General features: G+C 73.2%; 23 protein-coding genes. 9 read left to right on the top strand and 14 right to left on the bottom strand.

The genetic code is table 11. From position 1 onward, the window contains the following. Positions 1–15: 15 nt before the first annotated feature. From ACFQ58_RS13055 to ACFQ58_RS13045, 3 genes are all read left to right on the top strand, one after another. Positions 16–858, top strand: coding sequence for an arginase family protein (locus ACFQ58_RS13055; protein WP_376951557.1), 843 nt, complete (start codon positions 16–18; stop codon positions 856–858). Between the two features lie 95 nt (positions 859–953). Next, complete coding sequence (locus tag ACFQ58_RS13050; protein WP_376951556.1) at positions 954–2,405, top strand: dihydrolipoyl dehydrogenase family protein; 1,452 nt, start codon at positions 954–956, stop codon at positions 2,403–2,405. Then, entirely contained in the window at positions 2,402–2,821 is a 420-nt protein-coding gene (locus ACFQ58_RS13045; RefSeq protein ID WP_376951555.1) for a Fe-S oxidoreductase, read from the top strand. Before ACFQ58_RS13050 ends, ACFQ58_RS13045 begins: the two co-directional genes overlap by 4 nt. 24 nt (positions 2,822–2,845) lie before the next feature. Here ACFQ58_RS13045 and ACFQ58_RS13040 read toward each other — a convergent pair whose 3' ends face one another. From ACFQ58_RS13040 to ACFQ58_RS12985, 12 genes are all read right to left on the bottom strand, one after another. Further along, positions 2,846–3,877 (bottom strand): iron-siderophore ABC transporter substrate-binding protein, encoded by a 1,032-nt coding sequence (locus ACFQ58_RS13040; RefSeq protein WP_376951554.1) that lies wholly within the window; start codon positions 3,875–3,877, stop codon positions 2,846–2,848. Positions 3,878–3,959: 82 nt separating this feature from the next. Continuing rightward, positions 3,960–4,784 (bottom strand): ABC transporter ATP-binding protein, encoded by an 825-nt coding sequence (locus tag ACFQ58_RS13035; protein ID WP_376951553.1) that lies wholly within the window; start codon positions 4,782–4,784, stop codon positions 3,960–3,962. After that, positions 4,781–5,806, bottom strand: coding sequence for a FecCD family ABC transporter permease (locus ACFQ58_RS13030; protein WP_376951552.1), 1,026 nt, complete (start codon positions 5,804–5,806; stop codon positions 4,781–4,783). The genes ACFQ58_RS13035 and ACFQ58_RS13030 overlap by 4 nt, the downstream gene beginning before the upstream one ends. After that, positions 5,803–6,861 (bottom strand): FecCD family ABC transporter permease, encoded by a 1,059-nt coding sequence (locus ACFQ58_RS13025; RefSeq protein ID WP_376951551.1) that lies wholly within the window; start codon positions 6,859–6,861, stop codon positions 5,803–5,805. Before ACFQ58_RS13025 ends, ACFQ58_RS13030 begins: the two co-directional genes overlap by 4 nt. Next, positions 6,858–7,829, bottom strand: coding sequence for a siderophore-interacting protein (locus ACFQ58_RS13020; protein ID WP_376951550.1), 972 nt, complete (start codon positions 7,827–7,829; stop codon positions 6,858–6,860). The genes ACFQ58_RS13025 and ACFQ58_RS13020 overlap by 4 nt, the downstream gene beginning before the upstream one ends. A 90-nt stretch (positions 7,830–7,919) precedes the next feature. Next, positions 7,920–9,347 (bottom strand): amidase, encoded by a 1,428-nt coding sequence (locus tag ACFQ58_RS13015; RefSeq protein WP_376951549.1) that lies wholly within the window; start codon positions 9,345–9,347, stop codon positions 7,920–7,922. A 29-nt stretch (positions 9,348–9,376) separates the two neighbouring features. Next, positions 9,377–9,955 carry a GNAT family N-acetyltransferase gene (locus tag ACFQ58_RS13010; protein WP_376951548.1) on the bottom strand — a complete coding sequence of 193 codons (579 nt, stop codon included), beginning with the start codon at positions 9,953–9,955 and terminating at the stop codon, positions 9,377–9,379. A 49-nt stretch (positions 9,956–10,004) separates the two neighbouring features. Next, complete coding sequence (locus tag ACFQ58_RS13005) at positions 10,005–10,697, bottom strand: uracil-DNA glycosylase (protein ID WP_376951547.1); 693 nt, start codon at positions 10,695–10,697, stop codon at positions 10,005–10,007. Beyond that, entirely contained in the window at positions 10,697–11,419 is a 723-nt protein-coding gene (locus ACFQ58_RS13000; RefSeq protein WP_376951546.1) for a peptidase S51, read from the bottom strand. Before ACFQ58_RS13000 ends, ACFQ58_RS13005 begins: the two co-directional genes overlap by 1 nt. After that, positions 11,416–11,940 carry a phosphoribosyltransferase gene (locus tag ACFQ58_RS12995; protein WP_376951545.1) on the bottom strand — a complete coding sequence of 175 codons (525 nt, stop codon included), beginning with the start codon at positions 11,938–11,940 and terminating at the stop codon, positions 11,416–11,418. The genes ACFQ58_RS13000 and ACFQ58_RS12995 overlap by 4 nt, the downstream gene beginning before the upstream one ends. A 10-nt stretch (positions 11,941–11,950) precedes the next feature. Continuing rightward, on the bottom strand, positions 11,951–12,763 hold the full coding sequence (locus ACFQ58_RS12990) for a potassium channel family protein (protein WP_376951543.1): 813 nt from the start codon (positions 12,761–12,763) through the stop codon (positions 11,951–11,953). Further along, positions 12,760–13,548, bottom strand: a complete 789-nt coding sequence (locus tag ACFQ58_RS12985) for an SDR family NAD(P)-dependent oxidoreductase (RefSeq protein ID WP_376951542.1) — start codon at positions 13,546–13,548, stop codon at positions 12,760–12,762. Before ACFQ58_RS12985 ends, ACFQ58_RS12990 begins: the two co-directional genes overlap by 4 nt. A 69-nt stretch (positions 13,549–13,617) precedes the next feature. Between ACFQ58_RS12985 and ACFQ58_RS12980 the strand changes: the two genes are divergently transcribed. From ACFQ58_RS12980 to ACFQ58_RS12955, 6 genes are all read left to right on the top strand, one after another. Then, on the top strand, positions 13,618–14,823 hold the full coding sequence (locus tag ACFQ58_RS12980) for an acyltransferase family protein (RefSeq protein ID WP_376951541.1): 1,206 nt from the start codon (positions 13,618–13,620) through the stop codon (positions 14,821–14,823). Between the two features lie 96 nt (positions 14,824–14,919). Beyond that, a complete protein-coding gene (locus ACFQ58_RS12975) occupies positions 14,920–16,248 on the top strand; it encodes a bifunctional o-acetylhomoserine/o-acetylserine sulfhydrylase (RefSeq protein ID WP_376951540.1) in 1,329 nt (442 codons plus the stop codon). Positions 16,249–16,364: 116 nt separating this feature from the next. Beyond that, positions 16,365–17,573 (top strand): homoserine O-acetyltransferase, encoded by a 1,209-nt coding sequence (locus ACFQ58_RS12970; RefSeq protein ID WP_376951539.1) that lies wholly within the window; start codon positions 16,365–16,367, stop codon positions 17,571–17,573. Between the two features lie 124 nt (positions 17,574–17,697). Further along, the gene (locus tag ACFQ58_RS12965; protein WP_376951538.1) at positions 17,698–18,861 is read left to right on the top strand and encodes a sensor histidine kinase; all 1,164 of its coding nucleotides are present in this window, start codon (positions 17,698–17,700) and stop codon (positions 18,859–18,861) included. Continuing rightward, positions 18,858–20,159 carry a hypothetical protein gene (locus ACFQ58_RS12960; protein WP_376951537.1) on the top strand — a complete coding sequence of 434 codons (1,302 nt, stop codon included), beginning with the start codon at positions 18,858–18,860 and terminating at the stop codon, positions 20,157–20,159. The genes ACFQ58_RS12965 and ACFQ58_RS12960 overlap by 4 nt, the downstream gene beginning before the upstream one ends. 1 nt (position 20,160) lies before the next feature. After that, positions 20,161–20,814 carry a response regulator gene (locus tag ACFQ58_RS12955; RefSeq protein WP_376951536.1) on the top strand — a complete coding sequence of 218 codons (654 nt, stop codon included), beginning with the start codon at positions 20,161–20,163 and terminating at the stop codon, positions 20,812–20,814. Between the two features lie 9 nt (positions 20,815–20,823). Here the strand turns inward: ACFQ58_RS12955 and ACFQ58_RS12950 are convergent, their stop codons facing one another. Together ACFQ58_RS12950 and ACFQ58_RS12945 are read right to left on the bottom strand one after the other, a co-directional pair. Beyond that, complete coding sequence (locus ACFQ58_RS12950; protein WP_376951535.1) at positions 20,824–22,098, bottom strand: MFS transporter; 1,275 nt, start codon at positions 22,096–22,098, stop codon at positions 20,824–20,826. 83 nt (positions 22,099–22,181) lie between these two features. After that, the gene (locus ACFQ58_RS12945) at positions 22,182–22,490 is read right to left on the bottom strand and encodes an MTH1187 family thiamine-binding protein (RefSeq protein WP_376951534.1); all 309 of its coding nucleotides are present in this window, start codon (positions 22,488–22,490) and stop codon (positions 22,182–22,184) included. Positions 22,491–22,521: the final 31 nt, after the last annotated feature.

Raw genomic sequence — 22,521 nt, 5'->3', positions numbered from 1 at the left:
AACATACTGGGAGGCATGCCGGCCACCTTCCTCGTCGTCCCCGAGTGGCAGGGCTCCGTGTCCGCGCGCGCCATGAGCCACGCCGACGGGGCCTTCGCGATCCACGGCGACCTCCCCTCGTCCGCGACCGTCCTGGTCGACGTGCCCGTCGAGGCGGGAGACGCCCTCGGCACCGGCGTGCACCGGTACAGCGCGGTGCGCCGCGTGCGCGAGCGCACGGCCGAGGCCCTCGCCGGGGTGCACGGCACGCCCATCGCGGTAGGCGGCGACTGCGGGATCGCGCTCGCCCCGGTCGCCGCCGCTGCGGCGTCGCATCCCGGAAGCCTGGCGGTGCTGTGGCTGGACGCGCACCCCGACCTGAACACGCCCGAGACGAGCCCATCCGGCGCGTTCAACGGCATGGTGCTCCGCGCGATCACCGGCGAGGGCGCTGAGGGACTCGTGCTCGAGGGCGACGAGCGCGTTCCGGCCTCGCGCATCGTGCTCGGCGGCGTACGCGCGGTCGATCCCGGCGAGCAGGCGTTCATCGACGCCGAGCGGATGGCGGTGCTCGGCGTCGACGCGTTGGTCGACCACGGCGCGGCCCTCGCGGCGATCACGGCCACCGGAGCCACGCACGTGTACGTCCACATCGACCTGGACGTGCTCGACCCGTCCGCGATCGCCGGACTCTCGTACCCGCTGCCCTTCGGGACCCAGCCCGACGCGCTCGTGGCGCTCGTGCGCGAGGTGGTGGCGACGGTCCCCCTTGCGGGCGCATCGATCGCGGGGTTCGCGCCGTCATCGCCCGACGCGGCGATCGACGACCTGCCGACGATCCTGCGGCTGGTCGGAGCGCTCACTTCCGGCGCCTCCTGAATCGGCGCGCCGAACCGCCATCGTGGTCCGCGCGCACGCCGCTCCCTAGGCTGGTCGGGTGGCCGGGCGACATCCGGCGCCGGAAGGGAGCCGAGATGGTCCGCCAGTTCGACGTAGTGGTGCTCGGAGCGGGTCCGGTGGGCGAGAACGTCGCCGACCGCGCGAGGGCCGCGGGCCTCGAGGTCGCGATCGTCGAGCACGAGCTCGTCGGCGGCGAGTGCTCGTACTGGGCATGCGTACCGTCGAAGACGCTGCGGCGCAGCGGCGCGGCGCTGCGGGCGGCGCGCCGGGTGCCCGGTGCGGCCGAAGCGGTGGACGGCGAGCTCGACGTGGCCGCGACCCTCGCCCGGCGCAACTGGTTCGTCTCGGATTGGAACGACCAGGGCGGGCAACGCTGGCTCGAGAGTGCGGGGATCGAGCTCGTCCGCGGGCACGGGCGGATCGACGGCGAGCGTCGCGTCGTCGTCGCGTCATCGGGTGGTGGCGAGGACGTCGTGCTCGAGGCCCGTCACGCCGTCGCGGTGTGCACGGGTTCCGATCCCATCGTCCCGGATGTCACCGGGCTGGCCGAGGCGCGACCCTGGGTCAGCCGCGACGCCACGAGCGCGCAATCGGTGCCCGGCCGGCTCGCGGTCATCGGCGGCGGCGTCGTCGCGGCCGAGATGGCCACCGTGTACGCATCGCTCGGCGCCGAGGTGACGGTGCTCGTGCGGAGCACGATGCTGCGTGGCATGGAGGAGTTCGCCGGCGAGGCGGTCATGGCGGGGCTTCGGGCGCTGGGCGCGACGGTCCGGCTCGGCGTCACGCCGCAGCGGGTCGAGCGCACGGCCGACGGCGAGGTGCGCGTCGAGCTCGACGACGGATCCGCCGTCATCGCCGACGAGGTGCTCGTCGCCACCGGCCGCCGCGCCCGAACGGACGGGATCGGGGTGGACGCGGTCGGGCTCGAGCCCGGTGTGTTCATCCAGGTCGACGAGACGCTCGCCGTGCCATCCGCCGCACGCGACGACGGCGCGCCCTGGCTCTACGCCGTCGGCGACGTGACCGGGCGTGCGCTCTTCACGCACCAGGGCAAGTACCAGGCGCGTGCGGCCGGCGACGTGATCGCGGCGAGGGCCCTCGGCCGCCCCGTCGACGAGGCGCGGTACGGCGTGCATGCCGCGACCGCCGACCACACTGCCGTGCCGAACATCGTGTTCGCGGACCCCGAGGTCGCCGCGGTCGGGCTCACCGCCGCCGCGGCCGAGGAGTCCGGCATCGCCGTGCGCACGGCGGAGGTGCCGTTCTCGAGCGTGAGCGGCGCAGGCATCCTCGCCGACGGATACGAGGGCCGTGCCCGTCTCGTCATCGACGACGAGCGGGACGTGGTGATCGGCGCGACGTTCGTGGGCCAGGGCGTCGCCGAGCTGGTGCAGCAGGCGACGATCGCCATCGTCGGCGAGGTGCCGGTGCACCGGCTCTGGCACGCGGTCCCCGGCTTCCCGACCCTGAGCGAGGTCTGGCTGCGCCTCCTCGAGGCCGACGGCAGGCCCGAGGTCGTCGCATGAGCCGGATGGTGCGGGTCCGGCTGACGGATTCACGCCTGAGCCATGCGGGCTACTGGTGGGCGACCGCGGTCGGCTTCGCGTGGGGGTTCCTCTGGAGCCGTGGCCCGATCGAGGTCCGGCAGGGGCTCGTGGTCTTCCGCGGGATGCCCAAGTGGACGTTCGGGCGCGGAGGTTCGTGCGTCGGCGGCTGCTACCTGACCGACCGCAACGACTCCGACGCGGTCCTCGGTCACGAAGCCGTCCACAAGGCGCAGTGGCGCACGTACGGGGTGCTCTTCCCGATCCTGTACTGGATGTCGGGGCTCGATCCCCTCCGCAACCGGTTCGAGATCGAAGCGGGGCTCGAGGCCGGCGGCTACCTCCGACGACGGCCCGGGCGCAGCGCGCGCCCGGGCCGTCGTGCGGCATCCGCCTGAGGACGCCGTCGGTTCAGCGCGCCGTCACTGCTCGACGGCGCCGGCGATGGCCTCGACGAGGGTCGGCATGCCGCCCTCCCAGTCGAAGCTGAGCGCGGTGGGCGGCGAGACCGACGAGACGGTCACGGGGTCGTACACCTGCGCGACCCGGCCCGCGGCGACGGCCGGGATGGCCTGCAGCTCGGGCTTGGCGAGGAAGGCCTCCGCCTCCTCCTTCGAGTCGTGGTAGCTCACGATGACATCGGCCTCGAGCTGGTCGAGCTGCTCGTAGCTGAGCTCGTAGAAGAAGCCGCCGTCGCTCGTGTCCAGCTCGGACACGCTCGGCGCGACCTCCAGGCCGAGCTCGGTGAGGACCTCGATGCGCGAATCGGCGCCGGTGTAGACGTAGACGAATCCGTCGCCGTCCCACACGCCCGCGAAGGTCGTCCCCGCGAACTCGGGGTGCGCCGCCGCCTGGTCGGCGAGTCCCTCGGTGATCCCCTGGAGCACCGCGGCGCCCTCGTCGGCACGACCGAGCGCCTCGGCGGTGATCTCGATGGTCTGGTCCCAGGGAGTGGTCCACGGCGCCTCGGGGTACGCCACGACCGGCGCGATCTCGGAGAGCGTGTCGTACTGCTCCTCGGTCAGCCCGGAGTACGGAGCGAGGATCAGGTCGGGCTCGGCCTCGATGAACTCCTCGTACGGCACCGTGGCGCCGCCCTCGGGGTCGCTGATGAGCGTGGGGAGCTCCTCGCCTGCCTCCTCGTAGGCCGCCTCGACCCACGGGAGGTAGTTGCCCTCGCCGACGGTCCACGCCTGCTCGGCGATGGCCACCGGGTAGACGCCGACCGCGACCGCGGCCTCGGTGGAGCCCCAGCCCCAGGTGGCGACGCGCTCCGGCGCGTCCTCGATCACCGTGTCGCCGAACGCGTGCTCGACCGTCAGGGGGAAGCCCTCGGCCGCGCCGGAGTCGGCCCCGCCCTCCGACGACTCGGCCGAGGGGCCGGCGCAGGCGGACAGCGCGAGCGCGGCCACGGCGGCGCCGGCCACGGTGAAGAGGGAACGTCGAAGACGCACGGGAACTCCTTGATTCAAAGGGGGTGAGTAAGGTAAGCCTACCCTAAAATCTGATCAGATGACGCGGGTGCGTCACGCCGGGTCACGCGGCGTGGAACCGCCCGACCGGCACCACCATCGGTCCTCCCGAAACCGGGTCCGACACGACGTGGGCCTCGAGCCCGAACGCCCCGCGCACCGTCTCGACCGTGAGCACGTCGTCCGGCGCGCCCTCGGCGACGATCCGTCCCCCCGACATGACCACGAGGTGGTCGGCATAGCGCGCGGCCAGGTTCAGCTCGTGCAGCACCATCACGACGGTGGTCCCGCGCTCCCGGTTGAGCTGGGTCAGCAGGTCGAGCAGCTCGAGCTGGTGCGTGACGTCGAGGAAGGTCGTCGGCTCGTCGAGCAGGACGAGGTCGGTCTGCTGCGCGAGCACCATCGCGATCCACACGCGCTGGCGCTGGCCGCCCGAGAGCTCCTCGATCGGGCGGTCCGCGAGATCGGCCACCCCGGTGGCCGCGAGCGCCTCGGCGACCACCTCGTCGTCGTCGCTGGAGTGGCGGCCGAACCATCCCTGATGCGGGTATCTCCCCCGCCCGACGAGGTCGGCCACGCGGACGCCGTCGGGCGCGATCGACGACTGCGGCAGGACGCCGACGCGCCGAGCCACGTCGCGCCGCGGCATCCTGGCCACGTCCTGCCCGTCGAGCGTGACGCGTCCGGACTCGAGCGGGTGCAGGCGCGCGAGGCCCCGGAGCAGCGTCGACTTGCCGCACGCGTTCGGCCCGACGATCGCCGTGATCCGGCCGGGCGGGATCACGAGGTCGAGTCCGTCTATCACGCGACGTCCGTCGTAGCCGAGGCTCACGCCCTCGGCGGCGAGCCGCACGGCCTCGCGAGGCGCGGGAACGGTCGGGGAGCTCATGTGCGGGTCCTCTCGGTGCGGGCGAGCAGCCACAGCAGGTACGGGGCGCCGATGACGCCGGTCACGACACCGAGCGGCGCCGTGAAGCCGGGGACGGCGAACTGGCCGACGACGTCGGCCGCGAGGGTGAGCACCGCGCCGACCGCACCGGCGGCGGCCACCGACGCTCCCCCGCCGCCGGCGAGTCGGCGCGCGATCGCCGGCGCGATGAGCGCGACGAAGGCCACCGGCCCCGCGACCGAAGTGGCCAGCGCCACGAGCGCGACGGCGATGACGAGCAGCACGACCCTCGCCGCATCCGCCCGGACGCCGAGCGCGATCGCGTGCTCGTCGCCGAGGGCGAGCGCGCGCAGCGGACGGGTGGCGAAGGCCAAGGCGAGCCCGCACGCCAGCGTGCCGATCGCCAGCACCGCGAGCTCGTCGCCGCGGACGTCGGCGACGCTGCCGACCGTCCAGTGCAGTGCGGCCTGCGCTTCGCGGACGTCGGAACGCGCGAGCAGCCAGGCCACGGTCGAGCCGCAGAGGTACGCCATCCCGACACCCACGAGCACGAACCGCACGCCGTGCAACCCGCGGCGCCACGCCGCCAGCCAGATCACGAGCGCCACGAGCAGCCCGCCGCCGAACGCGGCGCCCGCGACCAGCGCGCCCCCCGCGCCGAGCACGAGGATCGCCCAGACCGCGGCCAGGCTCGCCCCCGTCGAGATGCCCAGGATGTCGGGACTCGCGAGCGGGTTGCGCAGCGTCGCCTGGAACACCGCGCCCGCGAGCGCGAACGCGGTCCCGACGAGCACCGCGGCGAGGATCCGCGGCAGGCGCAGGTCGAGCACGACGAGGCGGTCGAGGCGATCGCCCCCGCCGAGCAGCACCGCGAGGACGCGGTCGGCGCTCACGCCCGCGGCGCCGAACGACAGCGCGGCGAGGCCGACGGCGACCGCCACGGCGATCCCGATGCCGACGACGGCCGCGTGCCGCCGGCGATCGGACCGGCGGACCGCCTCGACCTCGAGGACGGCCGTCACAGCCCGGCCACCCGTCGGCTCCGGGCGATCGCGATGAGCACCGGCGCGCCGAGGAATGCCGCGACCACGCCGGCCTCGAGTTCGGCGTTCGGCACGACCAATCGCCCGATGACGTCGGCGGCCAGCAGCATGATGGGGCCGAGCAGGACCGCGGCGGCCGTCATCCAGCGGTAGTCGCTGCCGACGAGGCGGCGCGCGACATGCGGGACGACGAGTCCCACGAGCGCGATCGGCCCGGCGAGCGCGACGGCCGTGCCGCACAGCAGCACCAGCGCGAGGCCAGACACGGCTCGGGTCACGCCGACGCGCTGGCCGAGCGCGGCGGCGACGTCGTCGCCGAGCGCGAGGAGGTTGAGGCGATGCGCGAGGCCCGCGGCGAGCACGACGCCGACCGCGAGGAACGGCCAGAGGGCCGCGACCGTCGAGAGGTCGCGCCCGGTCAGCGACCCGACGGCCCAGAACCGGTACTGGTTGAACGCTTCGGTGTCGCGCAGGAGCACGAGTGCGATGAGCGGGGTGAGCAGCGCGGTGAGCGCGGCACCCACGAGCGCGAGGCGCACCGGCTGCGCGCCGCCGATCGCGAAGACGATGACGGCTGCCGCGGCGGCGCCTGCGAAGGCGAACCAGATGTAGCCCAGCGGCGAGCCCACACCGAGCAGCGAGATGCAGAGCACGACCGCGAGCGAGGCGCCCGCGTTCACCCCGAGCAGGCCCGGATCGGCGATCGGGTTGCGGGTGACACCCTGGATGAGGGTGCCCGCGAGGCCGAGCGCGACGCCGGCGGCGATCCCGAGGATGGTGCGGGGCACGCGCAGCTGCACGACCACCGCCTGGTCGGGGTCGGTGAGGTCGGGTGCGACGAGCGCCTGCCACACGTCCGCCGGGTCGATCAGGCGCACGCCCAGCGCGAGGCTGACGGCGACGACCGCCACGAGCGCCACGGCCGCGATCGCGAGCACTGCGATGCCGCGCCGGGCCCGGGGCCGCTCGACCGTCGAGTCCCGAACGGACGGGCGAGCCGGCGACGCGGTGACCACGGTGGTCGCCGCGCTCACGAGAGTTCGGCGCGGCCCCGCCGCCAGTAGCCCATGAACGCCACCTGGCGGCGGTCGAGGCCGGCCTCGCGCACGAGGAAGCGCCGGAGCGCGGTGATGACGGAGGCCTCGCCCGCGAGCCAGGCATAGCAGTCCCCGTCGAGGCTCGTGCCTTCAGGCACGTCCCAGAGGATGCCGTCGGCATCGGCCGCGGCCTCGAGCTCGGCGAGCGTGCGGCGCTCGATCTCGGCCTGCGCGCTCGCCGGGTCGGCGCAGTCGCGAAGCCAGCACGTGCGGGCCACCCAGTCGCGCACCGCCGGAACGAGCCGTTCGCCGTGGGCCTGGCCATCCGCACGCGGCAGCCAGCGCACTTCGATGCCGGCGGGCGCGCGCAGCTCGAGCACGTCGTCGGCGGTGGGCACCTCGATGATGGCGGCGCCGGTCGCGTCGGCGGGCAGCGACTCGACGATCGCGCAGATGGCGGGCGCCGCGGTCTCGTCGCCCGCGAGCAGGACCGTGTCCACCGCGCCGGGACGCCAGTCGATGCCGATCGTGCGGCCCCCGCTCAGCTCGTCGGGCCCGACCAGGACGGCCTCGTCGCCGATGCGGGCGCGCGTGGCCCACGCCGAGCCGGGGCCGGTGTCGCCGTGGGCGACGAAGTCGATGTCGACCTCGCGGAGCTCGGGGCGCACCGCGCGGATCGTGTACGTGCGGAACGGGTTCCGCCGCTCGGCGGGGAGCTCCCGCCAGGCCGCGTACCAGTCCTCACCCGCCGGGAAGTCCGCGAACCCGGTGCCCGGGAGCGGCAGCACCACCTTCACGCGCTGGTCGAGGCCGGCCGTGCCGAAGCCCGCCAGGTCGTCGCCACCGAACGTCACGCGCGTGAAGTGCGGCGTGAGGTGCCGCACACGCGACACGGTCGCGCGGAACGAGCGGTACGCGGGGCGCGGGCGTGCGGCGACGTCGGTCGCGGCGAGTGAGGTAAGCATTACCTAAGTCTTGCACACGGACCGCGGCCTCCGGAACGGCTCGTCACCGGCCGTCACGCGCGCCGCGCCATCCCCCGACCGGGAACCGCCTCACCAGACGGGCGGCCTCCGCCGCCCGCGTCGCGCCGCACGCTCGAGCTGCGCGGCGATCGCGAACAGCGCGGCCTCGCCCCCGGGGCGACCGATGAGCTGCACGCCCATCGGCAGCCCCGCCGCCGTGTCGTGCACGGGCAGGACGAGCGCCGGCAGCCCCGCGACGTTGACGAACGAGGTGTACGGCGTGAACCGCACCTGCTGGGCGAAGTTCTCCTCGCCGTCCTCGGCGTCGTACCAGCCCACCGGTCGCGGCGTGAGGGCGAGCGCAGGCGTGAGCACCGCGTCGAACGGCGCGAAGCGCGCGATCGTGCGGCGCTCGAAGCCCACGAGCCACGACAGCGCGGCCGCGAGGTCGCCCGCCGACCGCTCGCGCCCGCGCGCCATGAGCCAGCGCGTGAGCGGCTCGAGCAGGTGGTGCCGCTCGGGGGGCACGTCGATCGTGGCCGCGCCCGCCTGCCAGATGGTGCGGAAGGCCGCCGGATAGCCCGGTTCCGAGGTCGGCGGCACCTCCTCGACGCCGTGCCCGAGCCGGTCGAGCAGGGCGATACCGGCGTCGAGCGCGTCGCGCGCCTCGGGGTCGAGACGGATCTCGGTGAAGGTGTCCCACGGCGTGTCGCGCAGCACGCCGACCTGGAACCGCCCCTCGCCGCGGATCGCCGCCCCGAGGAAGGGACCGTCGTCCCCGGGCGCGCGCACCGCGAACGGATGGCTCGCCGGGTACCCGTGCGGCGCGACCATGCCGTCGAGCAGCAGTGCGGCGTCCGCGACGGTCCGGGCGAGCGGCCCGACGACGCCGAGCCCGGCGAGGCGGTCCAGGCCGGAGCCCGAGGGCACGCGTCCCCGCGACGGCTTCACGCCGACCAACCCGCAGGATGCCGCGGGGATGCGGATCGATCCGCCGCCGTCGTTGCCCGGGGCGAACGGCAGCAGTCCCGCCGCCACGGCCGCGGCTGCTCCTCCGCTGGATCCGCCGGCCCCCAGCTCGAGGTTCCACGGGTTGCGCGCCGGCCGCCCCGCGAGCGGCTCGGTGTACGACGGCAGCCCGTACTCGGGCGTCGCCGTCTTGCCGAGGCTGACCGCCCCCGCAGCGTCGAGCGCGGCGACCAGGTCGTCCGACTCCTCGGGCACCTCGCCCGCGTGCGCGCGCGAGCCGAACGCGGTCGGCACGCCGGCGCGAGGGTGCAGGTCCTTGTCGGCGAGCGGCATGCCCCAGAGCGGCGCGGCCGTCGGCACGTCGCGTTCGACCGCACGGGCCCGCTCGAGCGCCGCGTCGGGAGTCACGTGCGCGAACGCGCCGACGACGGCATCGAGTCGCCCGACGCGTTCGAGGTAATGCGCGGTCGCCTCGACGGGCGAGACCTCGCGGCGCTGCAGCAGCTGGTGGAGTTCGAGGGCGGTGTACTCGTGCAGGGCGTCGACCACGCGTCGAGCCTATGCCCCGGATCTGGCCGCTACTTCAGCGTCTTCTGCAGCAGGATGGTGCCGAGCCAGCGGTCGAACTTGAATCCGACGCGGCCCATGCGGCCGATCTCGGTGAACCCGAAGTTCTCGTGCAGCGCGATGGACGCCTCGGCGCCCTGGTCGGCGATGACGGCCAGCATCTCCTTGAGCCCGGCGGCCTTCGACGCGTCGATGAGGGCCCCGAGCAGCGCGCGGCCAAGCCCCTTGCCGGATGCCGCGGGGCCGAGGTAGATCGAGTCCTCGACCGTGTACCGGTAGGCGCGCTTGGGCTTCCACGGCGCCACGAGCGCGTACCCGAGCAGCTGACCCGACGGCGACGCGGCCACGAGGAAGGGGAGCCCCAGCTGCTGGAGCTGCGCGAATTTCTGCTTCCACTCGCGCAGCGTCATGGCGTCCTCGTCGAAGGTCACCGTCGAGTTGGCCACGTAGTAGTTGTAGATCTCGCGCACGGCCGGGAGGTCTCCGGCACGCGCGGGCCGGATCTCGTACGAGAACGGCGGCTCGACGGGCTCGGGCGTGCGAAGGTGACGCGGCAGCACGCGCCGCTGCTGGTATTCCTCCTCGAGCATTCCGCCATGCTACGCGTGCGACATTGCGGGCGGATGTCGGGACGACGCGTCAGTCGGGGATCGACCAGTCCACCGGCTCCCCGCCCTGTTCGACGAGCAGCGCGTTGGCGCGGCTGAACGGCTTCGACCCGAAGAACCCGCGCGACGCCGAGAGCGGGCTCGGATGGACCGACTCGACGCGCGGGACGTCGGCGAGGAGCGGTCGCAGCGACTGGGCGTCGCGGCCCCAGAGGATCGCGACGAGCGGGCCGCCGCGCGTCACGAGCGTGCGGATCGCATGGTCGGTGACGCGTTCCCACCCGGCCCCGCGGTGCGAACCGGGATCCCCCGGCCGCACGGTGAGCACCCGGTTCAGCAGCATCACGCCGCCGCGGTTCCAGGCGCCGAGGTCGCCGTGCGAGGGTGCACGCACGCCGACGTCGTCACCGAGTTCGCGGTAGATGTTCGCGAGGCTCCGCGGCAGCGGACGCACGTGCCGCTCGACCGCGAACGACAGGCCGATGGGGTGCCCAGGCGTCGGATACGGGTCCTGCCCGACGATGAGCACCCGCACGTCGTCTAGCGGTTGCTGGAAGGCGCGCAGCACGCGATCGCCTGCGGGCAGGTACGGTCGCCCGCCGGCGACCTCGGCCCGCAGGAACTCGCCCATGCGCGCGATGTCCGGGGCGACCGGCGCGAGCGCCGCGGCCCACGACGGATCGATGAGGCCCGACTCGGCGAGCTCGGGCAGCGTGCGCGCCATCAGCCCGCGAGGCTCCGGACCGCCACGCCGTCGCCGGACGCGGTCACGCTCCAGACGGTCCCGGCACCGGCCACGCGCAGCCCGGCGGTGCCGATCGAGAACAGGGTGTCCTCGTCGATCGCGATGCCGCCGTCGACCAGGCCCGCCTCGGTGGCGGCGATGAGCCGCGTGAGCGTGCCCCATTGCGCGGCGTGGCAGTCGACCGTGAGGTCGACGAGTCCGATCCCCGCCTCGGCCGTGACCTCGTCGAGGTCCTCCGATGCCTCCTCGGGCGCGACGGGGACGCCCCCGATGCGCCATCCGCCGAGCAGGGCCGTGTCGGAGGCGATCGCGGCTCCGGCCGAGAAGCCGAGATAGGGCAGCCCGGATGCCACGAGCCGGCGCAGCTCCCCGGCGACCGGTTCCACGGCGCGCCGGTACGAGGGCGTGAGACCGCCGCCGACGAGCACGGCATGCGCCCCGGCGAGCACGGACGGCTCGAACGAGCCGTGCTCGGGAACGGCCGTGATCGCGACCTCCGCGTCGGCGACGGACTCGAGAGTCGCCCGCCATCGCGACGCCTCCTCGGCGGCCTCGGTCCCGCCCGTCACGAGGAGCACCGCGACGCGAGGGCGATCCAGGCCGTCCCGTGCCGCCGCCTCACTCGCTTCGGCGAGGAACGGGCCGTAGACGGATGCCGCGTGCTCGGGGCGCCATCCGCCGCCGACGAGGTGCACGCTCACCGGACGCCCTCCGCCGCCTCGACGGGCGGCAACGACGACCAGGGGAACACGATCCAGTCGTCGGTCTCGCGATACGCGAAGTCGGGCACCAGCACCGTGCGCGGCTTGACGTAGAGCGTGGCGGTGCGCACGTCGGCGCCGGCCTCGACGAGCAGGTCGACGACCTTGGCGAGCGTCCGTCCGGAGTCGGAGACGTCGTCGATCAGCAGCACGGACCTGCCCGCCACCGCCGGCACGTCGAGCATCGGCGGATGCAGCACCGGCTCGGGCAGTCTCTCGTCGACGCCCGTGTAGAACTCCACGTTGATCGAGCCGCACTGCTTGGTGCCGAGCGCGTACGAGATCGCTCCGGCCAGCAGCAGTCCGCCGCGCGCGATCGCGATCACGACATCGGGACGGAAGCCCGACGCCAGCACCTCGGCGGCGAGCCCGCGCGCCGCCGACGAGAAGTCGTCCCAGGTCAGGATCTCGCGGCGGACCCCGTCCGCGCCGCTCGCGGCGTCGTTCGCATCGAAGCTCATTCCGCCAAGGCTAGCGGGCGGGGCGGCCGCCGGCAGGGCCGTCTCCGTTCGACCGGCCGCCGTCGTCGACGGCGGGGAGGTCCTCGCGCAGACCGGACGCCGGTGCGCCGGTGGCGTCGTCGAGGAGGCCCGTGCGCTCCGCGAGCGGTGTGTCCGCACCGGCTCCGCGCCGAAGCTTGGACAGGCGTTCGTTGAGCACCGACACCAGCGCCGCCGACGCGGTGCCGAGGATCGCGACACCCCCGGCCATGAGCAGCACGGCGTACGTGCGGCCGAGCGTGGTGATCGGGTACATATCGCCATAGCCCACCGTCGCGAGGGTGACGAACGCCCACCAGATCGCATCGCCGAAGGTGACGATCGTGGCGCCAGGAGCGTCCCGCTCCGCGTGGTAGGTCACGAGTGCGATGAAGAAGACGAACACGATCGCGTAGGTCAGCGCCTCAGACACGAATCGTGCCCGCACGGCGCCCGTCGTGTGGCGTTCGAGCGCCGGGAGGTGCCGGACGAGGGAGACTACGCGGAGCGCCCGGAACAGCGGCAGAAGCGCCGAGAGCACCTCGACCGGATGGCGCCACATCCACGACCACCGCCGGCCGCGCGGGGTGAGCGCGATCTGCACGATGACGTCGGTGACGAAGGCGGCCCAGCCGGCGACGAGAAATGTCACGAGGATCGGCCGGAGCCAGTCCGGCAGGTCGATCCACAGCACGTAGATGACGTACGACACCACGAAGAGGACGCCGAACACGGCGAGCGGCCGCGATGTCGCATGGACCCAGCGATGGCGCCGTTCCTCGTCGGCTGGGATCGGGCTGGTCACGGCGCCTCGCTCCCCCGCACCCGCAACGCGCCCCTCGCGAGCCGGTGGGCCGCGGCCTGGGCGACGGGCCGGACCACGATGAGATCCAGGTCGACGTGGCGCGGGCGCGAGATGGCGTCGACGATGACGGCGCCGACGTCCTCCGCGACGAGCGGCTCGGGGACGTCGTCGTAGACCGCGTCGGCTCTGGCGCGGTCGCCGCCGAACCGCACGAGGGCGAACTCCTCCGTCCGCACCATCCCGGGCGCGACCTCGATCACGCGGATCGGCTCGCCGTTGAGCTCGAGCCGGAGCACCTGCGTCATGGCGTGAGCGGCGAACTTCGCAGCGTTGTACCCGCCGCCGCCGGCGTACACCTCGTGCCCGGCGACCGAGGTGACGTTCACGAGATCGGCGACGCCGCGCTCCTCGGCGCCTCGCCGGAGCAGCGGAAGCAGCGCGCTCGTGACGCGCTTCACGCCGAGCACGTTGACCTCGAACATCCACGCCCAGTCGTCGAGGTCGGACTCCTCGACGGAGGCCAGGCCCTTCGCGCCGCCCGCGTTGTTGACGAGGGCATGGATGCCGCCGATGCCGGCCAGGTGACCGCGCAGGGCCGCGACATCCGCGTCGCTCGTGACATCGGCGACGAACGTCGACGCGCCCGTCTCGTCGGCGAGCGCGGCGAGCCGGTCCGCGCGTCGCGCGACCGCGACCACGTCCCATCCGGCGGCCCGGAGGCCGCGCACCGTGGCGGCGCCGATCCCCGAACTCGCTCCCGTGACCACCGCGCGCATGCCGTCCATGCCGTCATTCTGCACTGGACGGGAAGCGGCGACGTGCCGGAGGTCCCGGCGGTGCGGGAGAATGGGCGGATGCTGCCGACGCCCGCCGCCCGCGCACCCCGGCCGCCGAACCGCAAGCGCCGGGTCCCCCTCTGGGACAACGCGCGCTGGATCGCGATCACGCTCGTGGTGGTGGGGCACGGCATCCTGCCGCTCATCGGCGAGGACGACGCGGCATACAGCGTCTACCTCTTCATCTACTCGTTCCACGTCGCGGTGTTCGTGACGGTGGCCGGGTACTTCGCCAAGTCCGGTCCGCCGAACGCGCGCGCCATGCGGCAGATCCTCACCGACATCGTCTTCCCCTTCCTGATCTTCGAGACGATCTGGACGATCGTCCGGTTCCTCCTCGGCGGCGGGTTCGCGCTCGACTACACGACCGCGTCGTGGACACTCTGGTTCCTCATCGCCCTCGCGATCTGGCGCATCGTGCTGCCCTACCTGGTGCTGCTGCGGTTCCCGTTGCTCATCGCCATCGCCATCTCGATCGGCGCCGGCTACACCGCCGAGATCGATTCGACGCTCGCACTCTCGCGCACCTTCGGGATGCTGCCGTTCTTCGTGTTCGGCTGGAAGCTGCGGCAGTGGCGCATCACCGACCGCTGGCTCGACCTGACGACCGCCTCGACCTGGCGCTGGCGAGCGGGCGCCATCGCCGTCTTCGCGGCGCTGCTCGTGCTCATGCCCGTCGCCATCGAGACCTGGCGCGACCTGAAGCTGCGCCGGTTCATGCTCTACGACGAGTCGTACGTCGCGATCGGCTACGACGAACCGTGGTCGGGCGCCATCCGCCTCTTCCTGCTGCTGCTCGCCATGCTGCTCTCGGTGGCGTTCCTCATGCTCATGCCCCGCCGCACCACGTGGTTCACGGCGTTCGGCAGCGCGACCATGTACATCTACCTGCTGCACTCGTTCGTGCTGTTCCCGCTGCGCGAGACGCCGATCCTCGAGGGCGAGCAACCGTGGTGGGTGCTGCCGGCCATGATCGTCTTCTGCGTGCTCGTCTCGGTCGTGCTCTCGCTGAAGCCCGTGCGCCGCGTCTTCCGCCCGCTCGTCGAGCCCCGCGCGCGATGGCTGTTCCGGCCCGAGCCGATGACCGCCACCGGCACGATCGTGCTGCCACCCGAGGCGCTGCCGCCGCTGCCGGCCGCACCGCGCTCGGAGGCCGAGGATGCGACGGCGCCGGATGCCGCGCCGAGCCGGGAGGCGCGGAAGGACGGCGAGCCCACCGGATGACGCCGTGTTGCGGCATCCGTTGAACCCCCAGGGGGTCGCTCGTACGGTGGTCGACGGATGCGGCGGGGCCGCACCCCGACGCTGAAGGAGTCCCACATGGCTGAGAACGCCGCCGCCGACTGGCGCTTCGAGACGAAGCAGGTGCACTCGGGCGCTGCGCCCGACCCGGTGACCAAGGCTCGCGCCACCCCGATCTACCAGACCACGTCGTACGTGTTCGACTCGGCCGAGCACGCGCAGAACCTGTTCGCGCTCGCCGAGTTCGGCAACATCTACACGCGCATCATGAACCCCACGCAGGCCGTGGTCGAGGAGCGCCTCGCCGCGCTCGAGGGCGGCAGCGGTGCCCTCCTCGTCGCGTCGGGCCAGGCGGCCGAGACGTTCGCCGTGCTGAACATCGCGCAGGCCGGCGACCACATCGTCTCGTCGAGCTCGATCTACGGCGGCACGTACAACCTCTTCAAGTACACGCTGGCCAAGCTCGGCATCGAGACCACCTTCGTCGAGAACCAGGACGACGCCGACGAGTGGCGTCGCGCGGTCCGCCCCAACACCAAGCTGTTCTTCGCCGAGACGATCGGCAACCCGAAGATCAACGTGCTCGACATCGGGCTCGTCGCAGGCATCGCGCACGACAACGGCATCCCGCTCATCGTCGACAACACGATCGCGACGCCGTACCTCATCCGGCCGTTCGAGCACGGCGCCGACATCGTGATCCACTCGGCGACCAAGTTCCTCGGCGGCCACGGCACGGTCATCGGCGGCGTCATCGTCGACGGCGGCCGCTTCGAGTGGTCGAAGAACGTCGAGAAGTTCCCCGGCCTCACCGAGCCCGACCCGTCGTACCACGGCGCCAGCTACACCGCCGCGGTCGGCGACGCGCTCGCGTACGTCATCAAGGCGCGCGTGCAGCTGCTTCGCGACCTCGGCTCCTCCATCGCCCCCGCGAGCGCCTGGCAGCTCATCCAGGGCATCGAGACGCTATCGCTGCGCATCGAGCGCCACGTGCAGAACGCGCAGGAGATCGCCGAGTGGCTCGACGACCACCCCGATGTCGCGCACGTGAACTACTCGGGCCTGCCGTCGAGCCCCTGGTACGCCGCGGCCAACACGTACGCGCCCAAGGGCGTGGGCGCGGTGCTCTCGTTCGAGCTCAAGGGCGGCGTCGACGCCGGCCGCGCGCTCGTCGACAGCCTGTCGCTGTTCAGCCACCTCGCGAACATCGGCGACGTGCGCTCGCTGGTCATCCACCCCGCGTCGACCACGCACTCGCAGCTCACCCCCGAGCAGCAGCTGACCACCGGCGTCACACCGGGCCTCGTGCGGCTCTCGGTCGGCATCGAGAACATCGACGACCTCAAGGCCGACCTCGAGGCCGGCCTCGCCGCCGCCCGTCGCGCCACCGAGGCCGCGCGCGTGTGAGCCCCCACCTGAGCATCGACCGGATGCCGCGTCCCGCCCGGGACGCGGCATCCGTCGTCTCGGCGCGACGACGTAACAGTCGCCCGGGCGGTGCGGCGGTCCGGGAGAATCGAGGCATGGACTGGCAGACGATCTCGGAGACGGTGCCCGCGAGCATCGTGCCCGAGGCCCGTGCCGCCCACCAGCTCGCCGGGCGCGCACCGGTCACGGGCGCGTGGCGCGAGGGCGATCCGCCCGGCGACCGCCGCTTCGCACGCATCGGCGACCTCGCGCTCGAGTCCGGCCTGGTGCTTCCGGGGGTGCGCATCGCGTACGAGACGTGGGGCGAGCTCTCGACCGCCCGCGACAACGCGATCCTCGTGCTGCACGCGCTCACGGGCGACAGCCACGTGATCGGCCCGTCCGGCCCGGGGCACCCGAGCGCCGGGTGGTGGCCGGGCGTCGTCGGGCCCGGCCGCGCCATCGATACGGAACGGTACTTCGTGGTGGCGCCGAACGTGGTCGGCGGATGCCAGGGCTCGACCGGCCCGGCGTCGGTCGCCCCCGACGGCGTGGAGTGGGGCGCGAGGTTCCCGTTCCTGACCATCCGCGATCAGGTGCGCGCACAGGTCGCCTTCGCCCGCGAGCTCGGCATCGACCGCTTCGCCGCGGTCGTCGGCGGCTCCATGGGCGCCATGCACGTGCTCGAGTGGGCGGCGATGGCGCCCGAGGCGGTCGAGCGGATCGCCGTGCTCGCGGCGCCCGCGGCCTCGACGGCCGACCAGATCGCGCTGAACTCGGTCCAGCTCGAAGCGGTGCGCAGCGACCCCGCCTACAACGGCGGTGCCTACTACGACGCGCCCGACGGCGAGGGGCCGACGCGCGGGCTCTCACTCGCGCGCCGCATGGCGATGCTCAACTACCGCACGCCTGCCGAGCTGAACCACCGATTCGAGCGCAGCTGGCAGTCGAGCCTCGACCCGCTCGGCGGCGGCGGGCGCTTCGCGGTCGAGTCCTACCTCGACTTCCACGGCAACAAGTTCACGCGGCGCTTCGACGCGAACAGCTACCTCGTGCTGACCGAGGCGATGAACTCGCACGACCTCGGCCGCGGCAGGGGTGGGGTGGATGCCGCGCTCGAGCGCATCACGGCGCGCAGCCTCGTGCTCGGCATCGACAGCGACCGGTACTTCCCGCTCGACGGGCAGCGCGAGATCGCCGGCCGGCTCACCCGCAGCGTCCACGGACCCGAGCCCGTCGTGCTCCGATCCGACTACGGCCACGACGCCTTCCTCATCGAGGACGACGCGGTCGGCGCCGCCATCGCGAACCTGCTCGCGGCATGACGTTCCGGGCGGAATAGTCCGCTTCGAGAGCGATTGACCCGCATACGGGGGTCGTACTGCGTTATCTTCGTACCTGACGGCGATGCAGTGCGCCGTGCCGACGGGCGTCACAGGAGGGGGTGGCATGCGTCGCATCGACAAGGAACGCGACCGGCTGCTGCGCCGCCTCGCGCGCGCCGGGGGGCTCACCGGCGGGATCCTCGCGCTCGCCTGCCTGCTCGTGCCAGGCGCGCTCGACGACGAGCGCTTCGCCGTCGTCGTGGCGCTGGACCTGCTCGTCATCGTCCTGGTGGTGCTCGCGACGTCTCGCGGCGCCCTGCTCCCCACCGTGGGCGCCATCGTCGCGACGGTCGGGCTCCTCCTCGCGATCGGGGTCGACACGGTCCTCGATCCGGCAGCAGCCACGGCGATGGCCATCACGGCCGGGCTCACCGCGCCCGCCATCGCCGTCCCGACGCTCGTCCGGCCGAACGGAACCGGCATCATCGTCGCGGCCGTCGCCGCCGTGCTCGGCTCGCTCGGCATCTGCGCGGCCACCGGCGCCCAGGTCGGCCTCGTCCTCGTCGCGGCGATGGCCGGCTGGATCGCGATGATCGTCACCGGCGTCTGGCTCGCGCGCGCGATCGACCGCGCGGCCGAGCGGATCGACGAGGTCGGCCGCGCCCACGAGGCCGAGCGGCTCGCGAGCGAGTCCGAGGCGCAGCAGCGCCAGGATGCCCGCGTGCTGCACGACACCGTGCTGGCGACGCTGAGCCTGCTCGCACATTCCGGCGTCGGCGTCGGCGCGAGCGCGCTTCGCCAGCAGGCCGGCGACGATGCACGGCTGCTTCGGCAGCTTCGACTCGGGGCGCCGCTCGAGAACGGGTCGAGTGCCATCTTCTCCCCCGAGTCCTCGGTCGCCGGCGGCGGACTGGGTGCCACGTTCGAGTCGGTCCGCAAGCGGTTCGCGCGCATGGGCCTCGACGTGAAGTGGCATGGCGCGGGCCAGCTCCTACTCCCTCGCGACACCCTCGACGCGCTGCTCGGCGCGCTCGGCGAGTGCCTCGAGAACGTGCGGCGCCACTCGGGCGTCAACGAGGCCGACGTCACGATCACCGACGACGAGCGCACGGTGCGTGCCATGGTGACCGACCAGGGCAACGGGTTCGAGCCCGCGGCCGTCGATCCGGCGCGGCTCGGCTTCGCCGAGTCCGTCGTCGGCCGCTTGCACACCGTCGGCGGGCGGGCTCGGGTCTTCAGCTCGCCTGGCTCGGGCACGACCGTGATGCTGGAGGTGCCGAAGCCGTGAACCTGCTGCGACGCACCTCGGGCGACGAGGCGCCCCGAGACACCACGCACGAGAGCCAGTTCCGCCGGCCGAAACGGTCGGCGCGTGCCGCCGAGGACATCCGCAGCGCCCACGGCGGGCGGCGGCTCGCCGCCGGCGTCGCGCTCGCAGCGGGCGCGATCGTGCTCGCGCACCTCGTCCACGTGATCTCGCTGGCGTCGACCTTCCCGCCCGGCACGTCGCCGCTTCCCGGCTGGATCGCCCTCGCCGTGGTGATCCTCGGCGGCGTCGTGGCGACGCGCGGGCTGAGCCAGGTCTCCGACACCGTGCTCGTCGCCCTCCTCATCGGCCTGGCGGTGCCCGTCTGGCTCGACGTCGCCGCGACGTCCTCGCTCCTGCCGCTCGGCATCACGCCCACCGCCGCCCCTGCGGCCGCGGCCGTGCTCATGCCGGTGGCCGCCCTCCGCGAGACCCGGACGCCGGTCGCCGCGGCGTCCATCGTCGCCGCCGTCCTGGCGGTCTTCGCGCTCCTCCAGGCCCCGGAAGCCGAGACCATGACGGTCGTCGGGCTCGGCATCGCAGCGAGCGCCGTGGTGCCGGTCGTGCTCGTGACGGTCGCGGTCCGCGGGTTCCGGCGGCTCGTCGGCCGCGAGCTCGACCTCTCGCTCGTGCAGTCGACCGTGGCCACGCCGCGATCGGCGGTCGGCATGCGCGCGTCCGAAGAGCTGGCCGAGCTCGACTTCGACGCCGAGTCGCTGCTCGACGACGTCGGATCCGGACGGATCGCGATCCCGCTGCCGGCCGATGCCGCCGACCGCGCGGGCCAGCTCGCTGCCCGGTTGCGCATCCGGCTCATCGAGGGACGCACCGACACCTGGCTGCGCCACGCCGTCACCGAGTCCGCGTATCTCAGCCGTCGCGTGACGGTCGACGATCCCGGCGGCCTCGCGGGGCTCCTCGCACCGCCGCAGCGCGACGGCCTCCTGCTCGCGCTCTGGCTCATCGCGGGGCAACGCCGTCGCAAGGCGTCGGAGCCGCCGCTCGAGGTGCGCGTCCTGTGCCGCGATGCCGAGGCCGACCCCGACGTCGACGCCGACCCCCTCGGCGACGCGTCGCGCGTCGCCATCCGATTCGAAGTTGCCGGTGTCACTGCACGGAAGGTCGACGCCGCGACCTGGGAGGCACTCGCTAGTGTCGGAGGACATGACGTCGCCCAAGGACCCGACGGGTTCCGGGTCGACGTGGACTGCCGGATCGAGCCCACGGTCCGGGGAGGCACATCGGCGCCACGCAGCGCCGCCTATCCGAGGGGAGTATGACGTGGCCGACCTGGAACCGTCGCGCATCCGACTTGCCATCGTCGACGATCACCGCATGCTCCTCGGTGCGCTCTCCGAGTGGCTCCGAGGTGCTGCGTCCGACATCGACCTCGTGGCCGCCGTGCCGTCGTGGTCCGAACTGCTCGCGCATCCGGAGTTCCCCGTCGACGTGGTCCTGCTCGATCTCGACCTCCGCGACAACATCCCGATCTCGATCAAGCTGTCGACCCTGAAGTCGGCGGGCGTGCGCACCATGCTGATGAGCACGTACTCCGAGCCCGCGGTCGTGCGCGAGGCGCTCGGCGCGGGCGCACTCGGCTACCTCGTGAAGTCCGAGCCCGTCGAGACGATCGTCGAGGCCCTCCGCGCCGCGCAGCGCGGCGAGTCCTACCTGAGCCGCGAGCTCGAGGATGCGCTCGACGACGATGGTGCCGCCCCTCGCCTGAGCGCGCAGGAACGTCGCGTCATGGCGCTCTACGGCGCCGGTCAGCCGGTGAAGGCGGTGGCGTTCCAGCTCGGCATCTCCGAGGAGACCGCGAAGAGCTACCTCAAGCGCATCCGCGAGAAGTACCGCCTCGCCGGCTACGACGTGGGAACCAAGGTGGCGCTGCGCAAGCGCGCGATCGCCGACGGCATCCTGCTGCAGTCCGAGTGAGCCGCGGCCTCAGTCGCCGACCGCGCCGATCGCGCCCGTGACCGACGGCATGGGGATGCCGCGACGCCGGCGCACCCGGTCGAGCGAGAACGTCGCGACCGCCAGGGCGCTTCCGGCGACGGTGAAGAGGAGGCCGACCCACACGGGTGCGACGTAGCCGAGCCCGGCCGCGATCACCATGCCGCCGACGATGGCGCCGAGGCTGTTGCCGATGTTCAGCGCGGAGTGGTTCAGGGCCGCGGCGATCGACTGGCTGTCGCGCGCGATGTCCATCAGGCGCGCCTGGATCGTCGGCGAGAGCGCCGCGGCCGACGCCCCGACGAGGAAGACCCCTGCTCCGAGCCCGAGCGGATGCCACGCGGTGAGCGCCGTCAGCACGAGCGAGCCGGCGAGCGTGGCGAAGAACAGGTACATCGAGCGTCGCACGCTCCAGTCGGCGAGGCGCCCGCCGACGAGGTTGCCGATCGTCATGCCGAGGCCGAACACCACGAGCACGACCGGGACGAACGAAGCGGGCAGCCCGGTCACCTCGGTCGCGAGCGGCGCGACGTAGCTGTAGACCGCGAACAGTCCGCCGAACCCGATGGCGCCGATCGCGAGCGCGAACCACGCCTGGACGCGCGTGAAGACCCGGAGCTCGCGCACGATCGTGGCGGACGGGTCGCCGGCCTGCCACGGCACGGCCGCCGCGACGGCGATGAAGGTCGCCACGAAGATGGCCGCGACGGCGACGTAGGCCACGCGCCATCCGGCCTGCTGGCCGAGCCAGGTGATCAGCGGGACGCCGACGACGTTGGAGATCGTGAGGCCCGAGAGGACGAGGGCGACGCCGCGGGCGCGCTTGCCCGGCCCCATGAGACCGGCCGCGACGAGCGACGCGATGCCGAAGTAGGCACCGTGCGGCAGCGCCGCGGCGAACCGCGCGGCGACGACGAGCTCGAAGGTCGGCAGCAGCGCCGAGGCGAGCGTGCCGATGCTGAACGCGGCGAGCAGGACCAGCAGCAATCGCTTGCGCGGCCAGCGGGCGGCCGCGGCGGCGATCGTGGGCGCGCCGACGACCACGCCGAGCGCGTAGGCGGAGATGATCCATCCGGCCGCGGCGTTGGCCGCATCGGTCGAGGTCGCGGCCAGGCCGGGCAGGAGGTCGGCGGCCATCTCGGGCAGCAGGCCCATCGCGACGAACTCGGTCGCGCCGATGCCGAAGCCGCCCATCGCGAGGGCGAGGAGGGCGAAACGGATACGGGCCGGCGACAACGTCGTCGGCCCGTCGGAAGCGTGGGTCACCCGTCGATCATGCCACGGATCGAATCGATTCGACAAACGGGCGGCACGCGCGGACGACCCGCGCCGTCATACGCCGTCGGCCGTCAGCCGTCGTTGTCGATGGCCGCCTCGAGGCGGTCCAGCTTCGCCTCGATCTCGCCGGTGAACCCGGGCCGGATGTCGGCCTTCAGCACCAGCGAGACCCGCGAGCCGTAGTCGGCGACCGCGTCGCACGCGTCGCGGATCACCCGGAAGACCTCGTCCCACTCCCCCTCGATCTCGGTGAACATCGAGGTCGTGCGGTTCGGCAGCCCGGACTCGCGCACGATGCGCACCGCCTCGGCGACCGCATCGTGCACCGAACCGTCGCTGCGGCCGGTGCCGCTCGGAGCGACGGAGAACGCGACGAGCATGGGTCCTCCTCCCACCCGCGCGCCGGCAGCC

Source organism: Agromyces sp. NPDC056523, from assembly GCF_042794545.1.
GTDB lineage: Bacteria > Actinomycetota > Actinomycetes > Actinomycetales > Microbacteriaceae > Agromyces.
The sequence above is the reverse complement of the archived record's forward strand: the minus strand, read 5'-3'. Positions and strand labels throughout refer to the sequence as shown.